Below are 15,358 nucleotides of genomic sequence, written 5' to 3'. Positions count from 1 at the left end.
TACCCGTGAAAGATGCCGCCTACGGCCTGCTGCTGGCGCTGCAGTTCCTGACCCGCCTGCCGGTGCCGGTGGCGTGTCCCTGGACGCCGGCCACCCGCCGCTGGGCGCTGCGCTGTTATCCGCTGGTGGGGCTGCTGCTGGGGGTCGTGCTGGCCGGGGCGGCGGCGCTGCTGCAGGGCGTGCTGCCCGCGCCGCTGCTGGCGCTGGCGCTGCTCAGCCTGTGGGTGGGGCTCTCCGGCGGGCTGCACCTGGACGGGGTCATGGACGTGGCCGATGCCCTGGGCAGCAACGCCCCGCTGGAGAAGCGCTGGGCGATCATGAAGGATCCCCAGGTGGGCAGTTTCGGCATCCTGGCGCTGGTCTTCCTGCTGGCCTGGAAGGGGGGCTGCTGTGGGCGCTGGTGGAGGCCGGGGTCAGCCTGGCCGTGCTGCTGGCGGTGCCGGCCCTGGCGCGTTTCGGCGCCGTGGCGCTGCTGAAACTGGCGCCCTGTGCCCGCCGCGAGGGCCTGGCCTGGGCCTGGCGTCAGGACCTGGGTCACCGCGACCTGCTGCTGGCGCTATGGCCGCTGCCGCTGCTGTTCTGGCTGCTGCCGGGGTGGATGCTGCTGTTCGGCGCCCTGCTGATCTTTCTACTACTCTACGGCCTGGCGATGACCCGGGCCTTCACCGGCATCAACGGCGATATCGTGGGTGCCGCCATCGAGGGAGGAGAGCTATGGCTGCTGCTGATCGCCTGGAGCTGGTGGTCGTTCGCCATGGGCTGACGGCCTGGAATCGCCAGCGCCGCTACCAGGGACAGCGCGACATCCCGCTGCTGCTGCCCGAGGCGCTCGCCGACCTGACCCGGCTGCGCGAGGCCCTGGCCGGCGAGCGCTTCGACGCCGTTCACTGCAGCGATCTGACCCGCTGTCGCCAGACCCTGGCCCATGTGCTGGAGGTCGACGAGCGTGCGACTCGCTTCGACCCGCGTCTGCGCGAGCTCGATTTTGGCGAGTACGAGGGACACACCTGGGAAACGCTCAGGGAGCGGCCGGCCTACCGCGACTGGATCGACAGCCAGGGCGAGCGGGCGCCCCCCGGCGGCGAGTCCGCGGCGGCGATGCGGGCTCGCCTCGAGGCCTGGCAGTCGGAGCTCTTCGCCGCTGCGCGGCGCGAAGGGCACCGGCGGGTGCTGGCGGTGACCCACGGCGGGGTGATCCGCGAGCTGCGCCGCCGCTTCGAGACCCTCGATTTTTGGGAGGGCAGCGTCGGTCAGGCCCAGGGGCGGCGATTCGTCTTCCATCGACAACAGGGAGCATGGCAATGCAGCTCTTCATCGGCGGTGCCTGCGCCGGCAAGCGCGACGCCGTAACGGCGCGCTTTCCCGAGGCGAGCTGGTATCGGCTGGTGCCGGGCCGGCCGCTGGACGACGGGCGTCGCCAGGAATCCCCGGCCCGGTGCGGGTGGTGACCGGCTGGCTTGGCTGGCTGGAGGCGGCGCTGGCCCATGAGCCCGACGACGATGCCCTGCGCCAGCGGCTTGTCGCCGAGCTGGACAGGCTGGGAGACACGGAGCGCCGCCGCGGTGAAGAAACGGTACTGATCCTGCCGGAGGTGGGCCGCGGCATCGTGCCCATGGCCGCCGGCGAGCGCCGACTGCGCGACCTGGCCGGCTGGCTCGCCCAGGACGCCGCGGCCCGCGCCGAGCGGGTGTGGTACGTGCGTCACGGTCTCGTCATGGCACTGCCCCAGGTCAAGGCCTAGGCTGCCGCGCGTTGACGGCTTCCGGCGGTGTTGCTAGGTTACGCGCACTCTCAGGTGCCCCAGGCGCGTCACAGCGCAGGGGTGAAACGGGAAGTCGGTGCGCGGAGCTCCTGCCAAGGCAAAGGGCCCGCCATTCCGACGCTGCCCCCGCAACGGTGATCGAGACAAGAACGGCCGAGATGCCACTGTGCCCAGGCACGGGAAGGCCGCCGTTCGGGAAGCCGGCGCTTCACGCCGCTTCCGCTCGTCAGCCCGGAGACCGGCCTGAGGTACATTGCCGGGTTGCGGTGGGCGACCTCGAGGCAGGGTAGAAGCTGCCGTTCATCTCCCTTCTCGACGCCCCTCACGCCGTCCCGGCTTCGCCGAGAAGACCGTGCGGGTAGGCACGGCGAGCAAGGGAATCAAAATGAAAACCAAGCAACACATGGCCGCGCAGGGCCTGGCCGCCTTCGGCCTGGCCGCGCTCCCTCTGGCCGTTCAGGCCCAGACCACCACCGCCGAAGACACCGACACCGTCGCGCTCAACCCCCTGGTGGTCACCGCCACCCTGGCGCCGCGCACCGCCGATGAGACGCTCTCCTCGGTGACCCTGCTCGACGAGGCGACCCTGCGCCGCCAGGACCCCACCAGCGTCACCGACCTGCTGCGCGGTCAGCCGGGGGTAGATGTGACCACCAACGGCAGCTTCGGCAAGAACAGCAGCGTTTACCTGCGGGGCACCGGCAACGAATCGACGGTGCTGATGATCGACGGCATTCGCCTGCGCTCCGCCACGGCCGGCGGTGCGGCCTGGCACTATCTCGACCCGCGCATGTTCCAGCGCGCCGAGATCGTCCGCGGCCCCAAAGGCAGCCTCTATGGCGCCGATGCGGTGGGGGCGTGGTGCAGCTTTTCACCCACGAGGCGAAGGAGGGCGGCCCCCACCCGAGCGTGTCGGTGGGCGGCGGCTCCTTCAATACCCAGCGCTACAGCGCCACCCTCTCCGGCAGCAGTGGCGGCACCCGCTACAGCTTCGCCGGCAGCCGCTTCGACACCGACGGTACCCCGGTGCGTCGCGACGGCGAGGACAAGGGCTACGACAACACCACCGGCCTGGCGCGGCTCTCCCATACCTTCGACGGTGGGGCGAGCTGGGCGTGCTGGCGCTTAGGGCCCGTGGCAGCAACGAGTTCGACGGCGGCGAGAGCGACTTCGTCCAGCAGGTGGCCGGCGTCTATGCCGAGCTGCCGGTGACCGACCGCTGGACCAGCCGCCTGACCCTCAGCGAGGCGCGAGACGAACTCGACACCTTCAATACGACATCCCCCTCTCTCATCGAGACGCGCACCCAGACGGCCCGCTGGCAGAACACCCTGGCGTTCGGCTTGCACGAGCTGGTCGCCGGCGCCGAGTACAGCGAAGACCGGGTCTCGGGCACCACGGATTTCGATGAGAGCCGCCGTGACAACACGGCCGTTTTCGCCCAGGGGCTGCTCGACTTCACCCCCTTTGCGCTGCAGGCCGCCCTGCGCTATGACGACAATGAGGCCTATGGCGAGGAGGTCACCGGTAGCCTGGCGTTGGGCTACGACCTGGACGACGCTCACACGCTGCGTGCCAGCGTCGGCACCGCCTTCCGCGCTCCGACCTTCAACGACCTTTTCTGGCCGAACTCGGGCAATCCCGACCTCAAGGCGGAGACGTCCGAGACGGTCGAAGTCGGTCTGCGTGGCAGCTATCAGTCCTGGTACTGGGACCTGGCGGCCTACCAGACCGATCTCGATGACATGATCGCCTGGGCGCCCACCGATAGCGGCCTCTGGGCGCCGCAGAACATCGCCGAGGCCCGCATCCGCGGTGTCGAACTCTCGGCAGGGGCACAGATCGATGACTGGACGCTTGCGGCAGCGCTGACCTGGCTCGACCCGGAAAATCGCAGCGGCGCCAATGCGGGCAACCGCATCCAGCGCCGTGCCGGTCAGAGTGCGCGCTTTGACGTCGACCGCGAACTGGGCGACTGGTCGCTGGGCGGCTCCTGGATCCTGCAGGGCTACCGCTACGACGATGCGGCCAACGAGGATCGCATCAGCGGCTTCGGGCTGGTCAACCTGCGCGCAGGCTGGGCGTTCGCGCCCATGTGGTCGGCCCGCCTGACGGTCGAGAATGCCCTGGACAAGGAGTACGAGACCGCTCGTGACTACATCAACGCCGGCCGCGCGGCCTTCGTCAGTGTTCACTTCGGCCAGTAGCGGCCGCTTCGGCGGGGTCCTTGGCTCCGCCGTCCCCTGCTGGCCCTGTCCGGGCCGGTGGTCGGCGAGGCGCGTGCCGGTTCGCTCTGCGCCATCGACGATCGTGACCGGGAGGTGTGCCTCGAGCAGCCCGCCGAGCGCATCGCCGCGCTCTCGCCCGGTGCGACGGAGCTGGTCTACGCCGCCGGGGCGGGGAGAAGGTGGTGGCGGTGGTGGCCTACAGCGACTACCCGCCCGAGGCCCGCGAGGTCCAGTCGGTGGGCAGCCATACCCGCATGGACCTGGAAACCCTGGTGACCCTGACCCCCGACCTGGTGATCGGCTGGATGACCGGCAACCCGCCCGAGCAGCTGGAGACCCTCGAGGGGCTGGGCATGCCGGTGTTCTACATCGAACCACGCGACTTCGAGGGCGTGTCCAGCGCCATCGAGCGCCTGGCGCGGCTGGCCGATACCCGCGAGGAGGGGGAGCGTGTCGCCGCCGAGTTCCGCGACGGCATGGCGGCGCTGGCCGAGCGCTACGCCGACGCCGAGCCGGTCTCGGTCTTCTACCAGGTGTGGGACGAGCCGCTGATGACCATCAACGACGAGCACCTGATCGGCCAGGTGGTGGCGATGTGCGGCGGCGTTAACGTCTTCGGCGAGCTGTCGCGGCTGGTGCCACGCATCGACGACGAGTCAGTGCTGGCCGCAGACCCCGAGGCGATACTCGCCGGCGGCATGGGCGAGGAGAACCGCGGCTGGCTGACCCACTGGGAGCAGTACCCCAGCCTGACCGCCATCGAACGCGACAACCTCTACTTTGTGCCGCCGTCGCTGATTCAGCGTCCCACGCCGCGACTGCTGGAAGGCAGCCGCCTGTTCTGCGAGCGTCTCGACCATGCCCGCGACAAGCGCTGAGGCCGGCATGGCCATGCCCCGACGCTCGCTGTGGTCGCCGCTGGTCGTGCTGGCCCTGCTGGGGCTGGCGGCGCTGCTGCTCTCGGTCACGGTGGGCAGCGCCGCCCTGTCGCTCTCCGACGTATGGGCGGTCGCCCGCGGCGAGGGGAGCCCCTGGCCCGCACCCTGATCCTCGACCTGCGCGTGCCGCGCTCGCTCTCGGCCTTCGCCGTGGGTGGCCTGCTCGCCGTGGCCGGGGCGCTGATGCAGGTGCTGCTGCGCAATCCCCTGGCCGACCCCTACGTGCTGGGGCTCTCCGGCGGCGCCTCGGTGGGGGCGCTGGCGGCGATGCTGGCGGGGCTCGGCGGGGCGGTGATCACCGGCTCCGCCTTCGCCGGGGCCTTTCTCTCCACGCTGCTGGTCTTCGGCCTGGCCCACGGCACCGGCAGCTGGACACCCTCGCGGCTGCTGCTCACCGGCGTGGTGGTGGCCGCCGGCTGGGGCGCGGTGATCACCCTGATGCTGGCGATTAGCCCCGCCGAGCGGCTGCCCGGCATGCTCTACTGGCTGATGGGCGATCTCTCCTACTCCCGCACGCCCTGGCCGCCGCTGGCGCTGTTGTTGCTGATCTGCCTGCTGCTGCTGCCGCTGGGGCGCAGCCTCAACGTCATGGCCCGCGGCCCGCTGCAGGCGGCGGCCCTGGGGGTCAGGGTGCGTCCGCTGGAGTGGACCATCTACCTCGTCGCCAGCGTGCTCACCGCCACCGCGGTGACCACGGCCGGCAGCATCGGCTTCGTCGGCCTGGTGGTGCCGCATATGCTGCGCCTGGTGCTGGGCAACGACCAGCGCCTGATCCTGCCGGCCTGCGCCCTGGCCGGCGGCACCCTGCTGGTGCTGGCCGACGCCCTGGCGCGCACGATGATCGCGCCGGAGCAGCTGCCGGTGGGGGTGATCACCGCGCTGCTCGGCGTCCCCACCTTCCTCTACCTGCTCTACCGGAGCCGCTGATGCGACCTGCACCGAATCGGGATCGGGTCACGACTGGCGCGCCCAGCGCCCTGTTGCGCTACCCGCGCCATGGGGGCCGCCGATGAACCGCCTCGAGATCCGCGAGCTGGTGATCGACGTGCCGGGGCGGCGCGACGGCCGGGCGCTGACGCTTAGCGTCGAGCCGGGGCAGGTGTGGGGCGTGCTGGGTCCCAACGGTGCCGGCAAGACCACGCTGCTGCACACCCTGGCCGGGCTGCGTGCCCCTCGCCGTGGCCAGGTGCTGGTCGACGGCAGCCCGCTGGCGGCGCTGGGCCGGCGCCAGGTGGCGCGCACCCTGGGCCTGGTGTTCCAGGAGCGCCACGACGGCTTTCCCGCCACGGTGCGCGAGACCGCGCTGATCGGCCGACATCCGTGGCTCTCGGCCTGGCAGATGGAGGGCGGCGAGGACCTGCGCCTGGCCGAGGGGGCCCTCGAGCGGCTCGACGTGGCGCACCTGGCCGAGCGGCTGGTCAGCACCCTCTCGGGCGGTGAGCGCCAGCGCCTGGCCGTCGCCACGGTGCTGACCCAGGCGCCGCAGATCTGGCTCGCCGACGAACCCACCAACCATCTCGACCTGCACCACCAGACCGCGGTGATGGCCCTGCTCGCCGGTGAGGCCGCCGAGGGCCGCGCGGTGATGATGTGCCTGCACGATCTCAACCTGGCGGCGCGCTGGTGCGACCACCTGCTGCTGCTCTATCCCGACGGCGAGGCGTGCTGGGGGCCGGCAAAGCAGATGCTGGTGCCCGCCGCCCTGGAGCGGCTCTACGGCCAGCGCCTGGCCACCGCCGAGATCGACGGCGCCCCCGTTTTCGTACCCGTGAGGTGATATGACGACTTCGACGATTCGCGGCGAGGCCCATGCCGCCCTGATCACCGCCCCCGGCTCCGGCCAGGGCAAATCCATGGTCACCGCGGCGCTGGCGCGGCTGCATCGCAATGCCGGACGCAGGGTGAGGGTGTTCAAGCACGGCCCCGACTACCTCGACCCCATGGTCCAGGAGGTGGCCTCGGGCCAGCCGGTCTACCAGCTTCACCCCTGGATGACCGGCGAGGCCGAGTGCCGCTGGCGCCTGGCCGAGGCGGCCCGTGACGCCGACCTGATCCTGGTGGAGGGCTCCATGGGGCTCTTCGACGGCGACCCCTCCAGCGCCGACCTGGCCATCCTGGCCGGGCTGCCGGCGCTGCCGGTGATCGACGCCTGGGGCATGGCCCAGACCTTCGGCGCCGTGGCCCAGGGGCTGGCCAACTACCATCCCGAGCTCGCCATCCACGAGGTGATCGCCAACCGCGTGGGCAGCCCCGGCCACGGCCGGCTGCTGGCCGAGAGCATGCCGGCGGGGCTCTCGCTGCTCGGCGCCATTCCCCGCCACGAGGCGATGAAGATTCCCGACCGCCACCTGGGGCTGGTGCAGGCCGGCGAGCTGGCAGGGCTCGACGCCCAGCTCGACGCCGCCGCGGAGGTGCTCAAGGAGGCGGGCCTCGACCGCCTGCCGGCCAGGGTGACGCTCGAGGCCGAGGCCCCCGAGCCGCCGCCGCGGCGGCTCGAGGGGGTGCGCATCGGCGTGGCCCGCGACGACGCCTTCGCCTTTCTCTACCGCGCCAATCTCGACCTGCTCACCCGGATGGGCGCCGAGCTGCGCTTCTTCTCGCCGCTGGCCGACAGCGAGCTGCCCGGCTGCGACGCCCTGTGGCTGCCCGGCGGCTACCCGGAGCTGCACGGCGAAACGTTCGCCGCCAACGCGCCGATGCTCGCCGCGATTCGCGCCCATCACGGCGCCGGCCGGCCGATCCTGGCCGAGTGCGGCGGGCTGATGGCGTGCATGGACACCCTGGTGGACGGTGAAGGGCACGAGCACGCCATGCTGGGGCTGATGCCCGGCACCGCCCGCATGGCCGGCAAGCTCAGCGCCCTGGGCCTGCAGAGCCTGACGACGGACGCCGGCGAGCTGCGCGGCCACACCTACCACCACTCGCGGCTGGAGACGCCGCTAACGCCGGCCGCCCATGCCCGCCGCCTGGCCGGCAGCCCCGCCGAGCCGGTCTTCGTGGAGGGCAGGCTGGTGGCCAGCTACTTCCACGGCTACTTCCCCTCGGCGCCGGCCCTGGCCGCCGCCATCTTCCGCGGCGAACCGCTGCGCTTCACCCAGGACAAGGACTGAGGAGACCCCCATGCGCGACAGAGCCAAGGATCCCCAGCGCCATGCCCGGCGCATGGCGGCCAAGCAGAAGATCATGCAGGCGCGCATCGCCGGCGCCCAGAAGGAGCAGGGCCTGCTGCTGGTGCTCACCGGCCCCGGCAAGGGCAAGAGCAGCTCCGGCTTCGGCATGCTGGCCCGTGCGCTCGGCCACGGCATGAAGGTGGGCGTGGTGCAGTTCATCAAGGGCACGCGGGAGACCGGCGAGGAGGCCTTCTTCCGCCAGGTGCCGGGCGTCGAGTATCACGTGATGGGCGAAGGCTTCACCTGGGACACCCAGGACCGCGAGCGCGATACCCGCGCCTCCGAGGCGGCCTGGGAGGTGGCCCAGCGGATGCTCGCTGACTCGAGCTTCGACCTGGTGCTGCTCGACGAGCTCAATATCGCCCTGCGCCATGAGTACCTGGACCTCGACCGGGTGCTCGACGACCTGCAGGCGCGGCCGGCCATGCAGCACGTGGTGGTCACCGGCCGCTACGCCCCCGAGCAGCTGATCGAGCTGGCCGACACCGTCACCGAGATGAAGGTGGTCAAGCACGCCTTCAAGGAGCAGGGCGTCAAGGCGCAGAAGGGGATCGAGCTGTAGGGTGGGACATCATCAGGAAGTAGCCCGTTTGCTGTCGCCTGCCGTCTGGGGGTCTACGAGGCAGAGGATGTCTCGATGGACACCTGGGGGCTGGCCTCCCTGCCCAAGGGCTGGGCGGCGTTCCCCTATCCGGTGGCGACCCAGACCCTCGGCTCCGAGCGGCTCCGCGCCGCAAGCGGCTTGATCCTGAAGGTGCCGAGCTGCGCCGTGCCCGGCGGGCTGGAGCCGATCGCCGTCGTGAACCCTCGGCATGAGGAAATCATGCGCCTGCAGCTCATCGAGTCGATCCCGGCGACCTACAATCCCCGAGTCTTCAAGCAGCCATAGCATGCCGCAGAAAGCTCAAGATTCCAGTGGGCATGCCGAAGTCATCTTTAGTAGGCTGGGCGTTACAGGGTGTATCCGGGCAGGGGGTTGCTGTTTCTACCAGGCGATTCTGGCGGCCCGTAGCGAGATGGCGGTGCCAAACGGTACTGCCTGGCGGTAGCGTGCCCACAGATCGGAAAATCCATACCGAGCAGGGCAGGGAGCTTGCGATTGGCAGATATCGACTCAGAGCGGTCGTGGTGGCAAAGGCAGCAGTCAGGTTCATCGGGGATATACAGCATGCACGATGATTGGTGCTATACTGCCGAGCTATACTTAATGTCTAGTGTTTTCAATAGGATGGAATGCGTTCGATCGCGCAGCATAACATTGTTGAACGTGCGTGCGCGTTCAAGTGGAATATCGAGACGCTATATAATACAGCTGTTATGTGAACTATTTATCGTATACAGGTTAAGTCATGACAGAAGAGTTTGAATTTGAGATGAGCCCGTTGTCGCAGCCAATCACCGTGGATGGTAAAACCGTCCAGGTTGATATTTATCGCGGTGACAAGGGTGGCTGGATGCTGGAAGTTATCGATGAGTCAAATAGCTCACTGGTCTGGGATGACGAGTTTGAGACTGATGCAGCCGCGCTAGATGAAGTGAAGCGAACCATTGAAGCTGATGGCATCGACAGTTTAATTGGATGAGGCGGGTTCATTTGAATCGTTCACATAACCAGTCGCATCAGCACGCACCTGCGGTGCTGGACACTCACGCTGTTCGTGCCGCTGTGCTCGGGCGTTAGGACTATCTATGTATCGGCTGTCGAATGATCAGATCCCAAGGTGGAAAAAGGAATCTTCCGTTTTTCTGCCGTCGTCGATCGACTCTCAGTGTCCGGACTGCGGGCGCCTAGTCTCATTCGCGACAGCGAAATGGAGTCCTGCGCCACAGAACACAAGAACAGCGGTAGTTCGATGCCCGGCATGTCAAACACCTGCCATGTTCTTCTTGCTGAATCATAAAGGGGAAGCGGGAACCCTTGCCAGTGACGAGCAGCTTTACATACATGCAAAACCGCCAGGACGAGAGGCACTCCCTGAAATTGTTGATGGTGAGGGTTTGGATGACCCGCTCAAACGAGCTTATGTCTCAGCGGTAAATGTATTCAATACCCAAGAGTGGGGGGCGACAGCTGTACTAACTCGCAGGCTTCTGGAGGGGGTAACAAAATCCTTACTTCCAACGGAATACCAGTCCCTTCCGCTAGCTAAGCAAGTAGCAAAGCTTCCCGAAACGAAGGATCTTTCGGAACCGATACTGAAGATTGCAGATGCTATTCGAAAGGGAGGGAACCTGGGTGCGCATTTCGATTTGGAAGCCGAGCCGACACAGGAGGTCTCTCAATTGATGCTGGATTTGGCAGAGGAATTGATCGAATACTTTTTCGTGCTGCCAGCAAGAATCGAAGAGCTACACGACAAGATTGAGGACTTAAATGGTACAAAGTCCTAACCAGTGCAGGCACGGCGACGCCCACTACATTGCGCCTTCGGCTCCATTTCGTGGGCGCGCATGCTGCAAGCGTTATAAACCAAGTCGACCGTAGAATGTCGGCTATGAAATAGGAATAGAAAGTATGAACCTAATTTCTTCATTTCTATCAAATCCAATTGTCGGAATAATTGGATATTTGCTCTCTTTCTTGGCTGCAATAATTGCAATTGTTCAATATTTGGGCAGGTCTAAGGCTGAAGAGAAGGTAAAGAATTTGCAGATTGAAGTCACGAACCTTCAGGCAAATACGAGAAATGAGAACAAGGTTAGTCAGGGCGAAAAGTCACAGTACTTTCAGGAAAATTCTGGCCCAGTAAACATTGACAATAGAGGCTAAAGGAATGTCAAAAGGCGTAACGTTTAATGACAATCATGGGCCTGTTACGATTTTCGATGAAAGCGCTTCTGCTCGCCCCTCAATCTTAGGAAAGCTGATTGAAATTATAGCAACAAGTGATCAATCAGATATAAATTTAGATAGAGACCCAGCTGAAATAGATGTGAAGGTCGACTTCAATGATCTAACAGGCCATAAATGGATTATAGAAGAGTATATACAATCATCTTTGCTAATTGATGAATCAATTGAAGCATTGAATCAGACCATTCTAAATGGCAGTGCAAAATTAAAAAGGCAAATGAAAATCTTCTATAATCGAGTATTGGAGAAATACTCAATCAACACTAAGCCCTTTGATTTGGAAAAGCTTAAGGCTAATTCTGACCAAGTCGTGGATGAAGTGATTTTGTTGACTAAAATATTCGTTAAAAATTCATCAGATTTGAAAAATGGCTACTTTGAAGAAGATATTGATTACGGCGTAAGTTTGATAACAAGTTATAGTATTATCGAATGTATAGTTTTGGAAAACCCAAATGATCACAATTGACTCCGACCCAAAACTAAATCCTATAAATATCGGCGCCTTTATCCTAAACAGGATGGCCGAACATGACTATACAGAAATTGAGATAGAAAATTTGTTTGAAGATGTTAGGGCAGAGTTTTACGCGTCCTATGACGTTTTTGTATATACACTGGATTGGCTATTTGTCGCTGGGGCTATTCGCCTGAGCGAAAAAGGAAATATTACGTATGAAGTTAGTTAGGCTGTCTGTCTATAAAAATGGCGAGCTGATTAGATCTGTGCCATTTAAAAAGGGGTTAAATTTAATCTTGAATTCGGCTTCTAGTTCAGGAGGTACCGGTAATAGTGTTGGTAAGTCTACACCTTCAAGATTACTAGACTATTTGTTTCTTTCTTCAGGTGAGGATATTTATACCGAAGCCGAATTCGGCAAACCAATCCCGGTTGTGTTTAGGTTTATAAACGATAATACGATATACGTTGAGCTTGAATTTGAAGGTTTCGATCAGAAAAGTCATAAGATAGCCAGAACGTTAACAACTGATCCAAAAGCTTCAATTTATTATATTGACTCTAGAATTTGTGAAAAGAGTGATTATATAGACCTTGTGGCGAAACAAATTTTTGGTCAAACAGATGATAAGCCTTCGATAAGAAACATTTCTCATAAGTTTATAAGAAACACTAATGATAAGATGCAGAACACTACAAGGTTTCTGCATGGCAATACGAAGCCTGATGTTTATGACCAGGTATATCTATTTCTATTCGGTTTTTCTGGGTTGGATCTATTGAAGGAAAAGGCCAGCTTGAATAATAGAATTAGAACCAAGAAAAAACATTTGGCTGCTTATAGGAACCCATATAGAGAAAGCGCATTACAAAGAATGATTGCGCCATTAAAGGTTGAAGAAGACGAGATTAAAAAGAAGATTAACGAGTTCGATTTTTCAGGGAGTCAAGACTCGAGCGTAAGGGAACTCGTGGGCATTCAAAATCAAATATCTGATCTAACTATTAGTTATTCCAAGATCAAAACCCGATTAAACTACCTGAATAAGTCTGTTGTTAAGGTCAGAGAAAGTGCGACTAGTGTCGATGGTAAAGAGCTGGCGACTATTTACGCTGAGGCAGGAGTTGCTATCAGCGATGGGCTAAAGCGTTCATTTGAAGATCTTGTAGTATTTCACAACAAAGTCATCTCTAATAAATTGAACCTCCTGGAAAACGATATGTCGAGATACCAGGAAGAGGAAGAAAGGTTAAGGAACGAGATTGATTCTCTCCATAGGATTGAGTCTGGAATTTTTAAACACATAAAGGAACCAGACACGCTTAAGTCTATTGGAATACTGTACAACGACTTGACGAAGATTAAGGAGAAAATTGCTGGCATATCGGCATTGCTGGATAAAATTGAAGATGCGAATTCCGAAATTAATTCACTTGAAGATAGCAAACTTAAGGTTGTTCAAGAAATATCAAAAAATACTGAAAATCTTGATAGTAATGTAGAGATATTTAATGAGTACTTTGGAGAGCTTAGCAAATATTTTTATGGCGACAGGTATGTTTTTGATTTAGAGTTTGATCTAGATACTGAGAAATGCAGGTTTGATATAGCTAATATTTCGCCAAATCCAACCGGAGGAAAAAGAAAGGAGAGTTAAGCGCATTCGACCTTGCTTACATTAAATTTGTAAGCTCGACTCATATTAAGCGTCCCTCTTTTGTGGTTCACGATAGTATCGAGGATGTAGATGTTAACCAAGTTTTTGATATTTTTAAACAGGCTGATAGTTTGGATGGACAATACGTTGTAGCGCTTTTAAGCGACAAACTAGCTGACACAAGGTTTGATATATTTAAAGAAGAATCTACTATTCTTGAACTTTCCGAAAACGACAAATTTTTTAGGATTTAGGTGAAGTTAATCGCAGCTGGTTTATAACAAGCGCATGTTGTCGGACTGGCTTTCCGCTGCGCTACAAACCAGCCGCAAATGCGGGCGTTAAATGGAGTAATCCATGGAAATGAAGCTGTGCCGAATCTGCTGGAATACCGCCGGATGGAGGCGACCTACAGGGGAAGCAGCAGAACTGGAAACAGGTGATAGTTATGTGGCCCAGAATGGATATGGGCACGAAGAATGGCTCTTTAACTATGAATGGATGATTAACGGTTACAGATACGGATTCGTCCAGCCAATAGGGAAGTTCCACGCGAAATACGCTGGCGACACTACTTCTCTTTGTCTTTACACGGTAACCCCAGACAAAGATCGCCTAGTGGTGGGTGTGATCCGTGAGGTATATATTCCAAACTTGTCCGAAACCAAGGATATATTTCGTGAGTTTAAGAAGCGTGGTTGGATCAAGCAAATGGAGAAAGATTGCCGAGCCCTTGGTGTCGGACCGTTTAATGCCGATGGATTAAATGAAGGCGGTGTGATTAACATTCGGTTCAGACCGGAAGATGTCGAGTTATTCGATCCTATGTTAGTTGCTGACCCGACGCATACGATTTCAAGGAATTCCCGATACCATCCTTTCAACTGGGATGGGGTGCTCCCATCCATCAGCGATACTGCGGCAGGTGCGTCGAATAGCAAGAAGAAACGGTCAGAAAAATCCCGGAAGCGAGCGGCGCAAGAGGGCAGCGAGTATGATCCAACCCATGTAAGACTACAGAATCGGGTTTATGATCTTCTTGTCGGCTATTTCGGGGCGGGAAATGTATTTTACGAACGGAACTACGTCGATCTCTCTGTTGACACCGATAGTAGTACTACTCTGATCGAGATAAAGACCGAGCCTACCGCGAAACGCTGCATGCGGGACGCGATAGGGCAATTGTTGGAGTATGCTCATTATCCAAAGGTTAAGAAAAATTGTGAATTCGTTATTATGGGGGATGCTCCGATGACGCGGAATGATCAGTGCTATCTTGATTTCCTCAGGACGCAATACAATATTCCGCTGAATTATAGCCAATATGTATGGCAGGATGGCTCGATGAAGGGGTGGGGAGAACATTTAACAAGTGCAGGCAAGGGACGCTCCTGACGTCGCGCCCCTGCTGCAAGCGTTAGGATCCGGACCCAAAATCAATGAAAGACCTAAACCACCACAAAGAAGCGTATTCTTTCGATGCTGAAATGACGGATTCGGTTGGCAGAAAATTATCTGTTGACTGCAAGGTTGTGCTTTCAACGATATGGGGAGATAAGGCTGATATTGAAGTATCCATCCCTCATTCCGTGATGCCAATCAGAAGTTTTGAGAACCCCTGTGAATTAAACCTAGTTTGCAGTGACCCTGCGTTCCGATTCAAACTCTGTGATATCTGGTATCGGAATTTTCCCACTTCGATATATCCCACAAGGCTTCACGGGGCAGCACCAATCGAACTGACTCATATTTCGAGCATGCGGGTTGTGAGAGAATTTTTAAAATCCACTAGCCTTTTCAACATTTACATCTCTAGTCCGGACATGTTGAAAAATGTTGGTAGTTGGAAGCCCAGTGAGGAAATGCTCGAAGAATTAGCGGTTTTTCGATGCCCGAAGCTTGGGCTTATCCGATTAAAACGCTATTGGGCATCAGCCGGTCTTAAGGGCACAGAAGGCTTATTATCGAGAACGGGTTTTTTGCTTGAGGCTACGCCGTCAAATGGCAAAATAGGTCCGCACGAAATGTTGGAAGGTATCGATTCCGTCTTAAGATTGATGTCTTTGTTTTTCCGCCAGAAAATCATGGTTCTTGGGTGGGAAGCCTTTCACGAGGGGGCGCACGAGCGATTTTGGCAATATCCATTGGAGCCGTCTCGAACGAATTACGTAAGCGTTGAGCCAAAACGGTACTTGGTTAGCATCCACTCACTATCCGAGCGTATGGAGGATGCACTCGAGGCTTACCACGACCTGAATCCGTGAGGTCAGCCACCCGAAATGCTTCTA

General features: G+C 59.7%; 17 protein-coding genes, 3 pseudogenes and 1 riboswitch. All 20 genes and pseudogenes read left to right on the top strand.

Going from position 1 to position 15,358, the window contains the following annotated elements; translation table 11 throughout:
* Nucleotides 1–5: 5 nt before the first annotated feature.
* Nucleotides 6–763, top strand: a pseudogene (cobS, locus tag ACSJDS_RS15645) (adenosylcobinamide-GDP ribazoletransferase).
* Nucleotides 715–1,350, top strand: a complete 636-nt coding sequence (locus ACSJDS_RS15640) for a histidine phosphatase family protein (protein WP_473034064.1) — start codon at nt 715–717, stop codon at nt 1,348–1,350. The pseudogene cobS and the gene ACSJDS_RS15640 overlap by 49 nt, the downstream one beginning before the upstream one ends.
* Complete coding sequence (locus ACSJDS_RS15635) at nt 1,302–1,448, top strand: hypothetical protein (protein WP_473034063.1); 147 nt, start codon at nt 1,302–1,304, stop codon at nt 1,446–1,448. The genes ACSJDS_RS15640 and ACSJDS_RS15635 overlap by 49 nt, the downstream gene beginning before the upstream one ends.
* Nucleotides 1,445–1,741 (top strand): bifunctional adenosylcobinamide kinase/adenosylcobinamide-phosphate guanylyltransferase, encoded by a 297-nt coding sequence (locus tag ACSJDS_RS15630; RefSeq protein WP_473034061.1) that lies wholly within the window; start codon nt 1,445–1,447, stop codon nt 1,739–1,741. Before ACSJDS_RS15635 ends, ACSJDS_RS15630 begins: the two co-directional genes overlap by 4 nt.
* A 35-nt stretch (nt 1,742–1,776) precedes the next feature.
* A riboswitch (cobalamin riboswitch) is annotated at nt 1,777–2,023 on the top strand.
* A 124-nt stretch (nt 2,024–2,147) separates the two neighbouring features.
* Nucleotides 2,148–3,969: pseudogene (locus tag ACSJDS_RS15625) on the top strand (TonB-dependent receptor domain-containing protein).
* A gap of 203 nt (nt 3,970–4,172) precedes the next feature.
* Complete coding sequence (locus ACSJDS_RS15620; protein ID WP_473034060.1) at nt 4,173–4,868, top strand: cobalamin-binding protein; 696 nt, start codon at nt 4,173–4,175, stop codon at nt 4,866–4,868.
* Nucleotides 4,849–5,855, top strand: a pseudogene (locus ACSJDS_RS15615) (FecCD family ABC transporter permease). Before ACSJDS_RS15620 ends, ACSJDS_RS15615 begins: the two are co-directional and overlap by 20 nt.
* Nucleotides 5,856–5,937: 82 nt before the next feature.
* Nucleotides 5,938–6,705, top strand: a complete 768-nt coding sequence (locus ACSJDS_RS15610) for an ABC transporter ATP-binding protein (RefSeq protein ID WP_473034059.1) — start codon at nt 5,938–5,940, stop codon at nt 6,703–6,705.
* Between the two features lies 1 nt (nt 6,706).
* Nucleotides 6,707–8,038, top strand: a complete 1,332-nt coding sequence (locus ACSJDS_RS15605; RefSeq protein WP_473034058.1) for a cobyrinate a,c-diamide synthase — start codon at nt 6,707–6,709, stop codon at nt 8,036–8,038.
* A gap of 10 nt (nt 8,039–8,048) precedes the next feature.
* Complete coding sequence (gene cobO / locus ACSJDS_RS15600; protein WP_473034057.1) at nt 8,049–8,660, top strand: cob(I)yrinic acid a,c-diamide adenosyltransferase; 612 nt, start codon at nt 8,049–8,051, stop codon at nt 8,658–8,660.
* A gap of 75 nt (nt 8,661–8,735) precedes the next feature.
* Nucleotides 8,736–8,987: a hypothetical protein gene (locus tag ACSJDS_RS15595; RefSeq protein ID WP_473034056.1), complete on the top strand. Its 252-nt coding sequence runs from the start codon at nt 8,736–8,738 to the stop codon at nt 8,985–8,987.
* A 460-nt stretch (nt 8,988–9,447) separates the two neighbouring features.
* A complete protein-coding gene (locus ACSJDS_RS15590) occupies nt 9,448–9,681 on the top strand; it encodes a hypothetical protein (protein ID WP_473034055.1) in 234 nt (77 codons plus the stop codon).
* A gap of 295 nt (nt 9,682–9,976) precedes the next feature.
* On the top strand, nt 9,977–10,489 hold the full coding sequence (locus ACSJDS_RS15585) for a DUF4145 domain-containing protein (protein WP_473034054.1): 513 nt from the start codon (nt 9,977–9,979) through the stop codon (nt 10,487–10,489).
* Nucleotides 10,490–10,613: 124 nt separating this feature from the next.
* A complete protein-coding gene (locus ACSJDS_RS15580; RefSeq protein ID WP_473034053.1) occupies nt 10,614–10,868 on the top strand; it encodes a hypothetical protein in 255 nt (84 codons plus the stop codon).
* A 4-nt stretch (nt 10,869–10,872) separates the two neighbouring features.
* Nucleotides 10,873–11,421, top strand: a complete 549-nt coding sequence (locus tag ACSJDS_RS15575; RefSeq protein WP_473034052.1) for a hypothetical protein — start codon at nt 10,873–10,875, stop codon at nt 11,419–11,421.
* Nucleotides 11,408–11,641, top strand: coding sequence for an ABC-three component system middle component 6 (locus ACSJDS_RS15570; RefSeq protein WP_027854179.1), 234 nt, complete (start codon nt 11,408–11,410; stop codon nt 11,639–11,641). The genes ACSJDS_RS15575 and ACSJDS_RS15570 overlap by 14 nt, the downstream gene beginning before the upstream one ends.
* Nucleotides 11,628–13,070, top strand: a complete 1,443-nt coding sequence (locus tag ACSJDS_RS15565) for a hypothetical protein (RefSeq protein ID WP_473034051.1) — start codon at nt 11,628–11,630, stop codon at nt 13,068–13,070. Before ACSJDS_RS15570 ends, ACSJDS_RS15565 begins: the two co-directional genes overlap by 14 nt.
* Nucleotides 13,071–13,090: 20 nt before the next feature.
* Complete coding sequence (locus tag ACSJDS_RS15560) at nt 13,091–13,324, top strand: DUF2326 domain-containing protein (RefSeq protein ID WP_473035046.1); 234 nt, start codon at nt 13,091–13,093, stop codon at nt 13,322–13,324.
* A 103-nt stretch (nt 13,325–13,427) separates the two neighbouring features.
* Nucleotides 13,428–14,465 carry a hypothetical protein gene (locus tag ACSJDS_RS15555; protein WP_473034050.1) on the top strand — a complete coding sequence of 346 codons (1,038 nt, stop codon included), beginning with the start codon at nt 13,428–13,430 and terminating at the stop codon, nt 14,463–14,465.
* A 44-nt stretch (nt 14,466–14,509) separates the two neighbouring features.
* Entirely contained in the window at nt 14,510–15,334 is an 825-nt protein-coding gene (locus tag ACSJDS_RS15550; protein WP_473034049.1) for a hypothetical protein, read from the top strand.
* Nucleotides 15,335–15,358 lie beyond the last annotated feature (24 nt).

It is taken from the genome of Halomonas sp. SL18_1 (assembly GCF_055755715.1).
The sequence above is the reverse complement of the archived record's forward strand: the minus strand, read 5'-3'. Positions and strand labels throughout refer to the sequence as shown.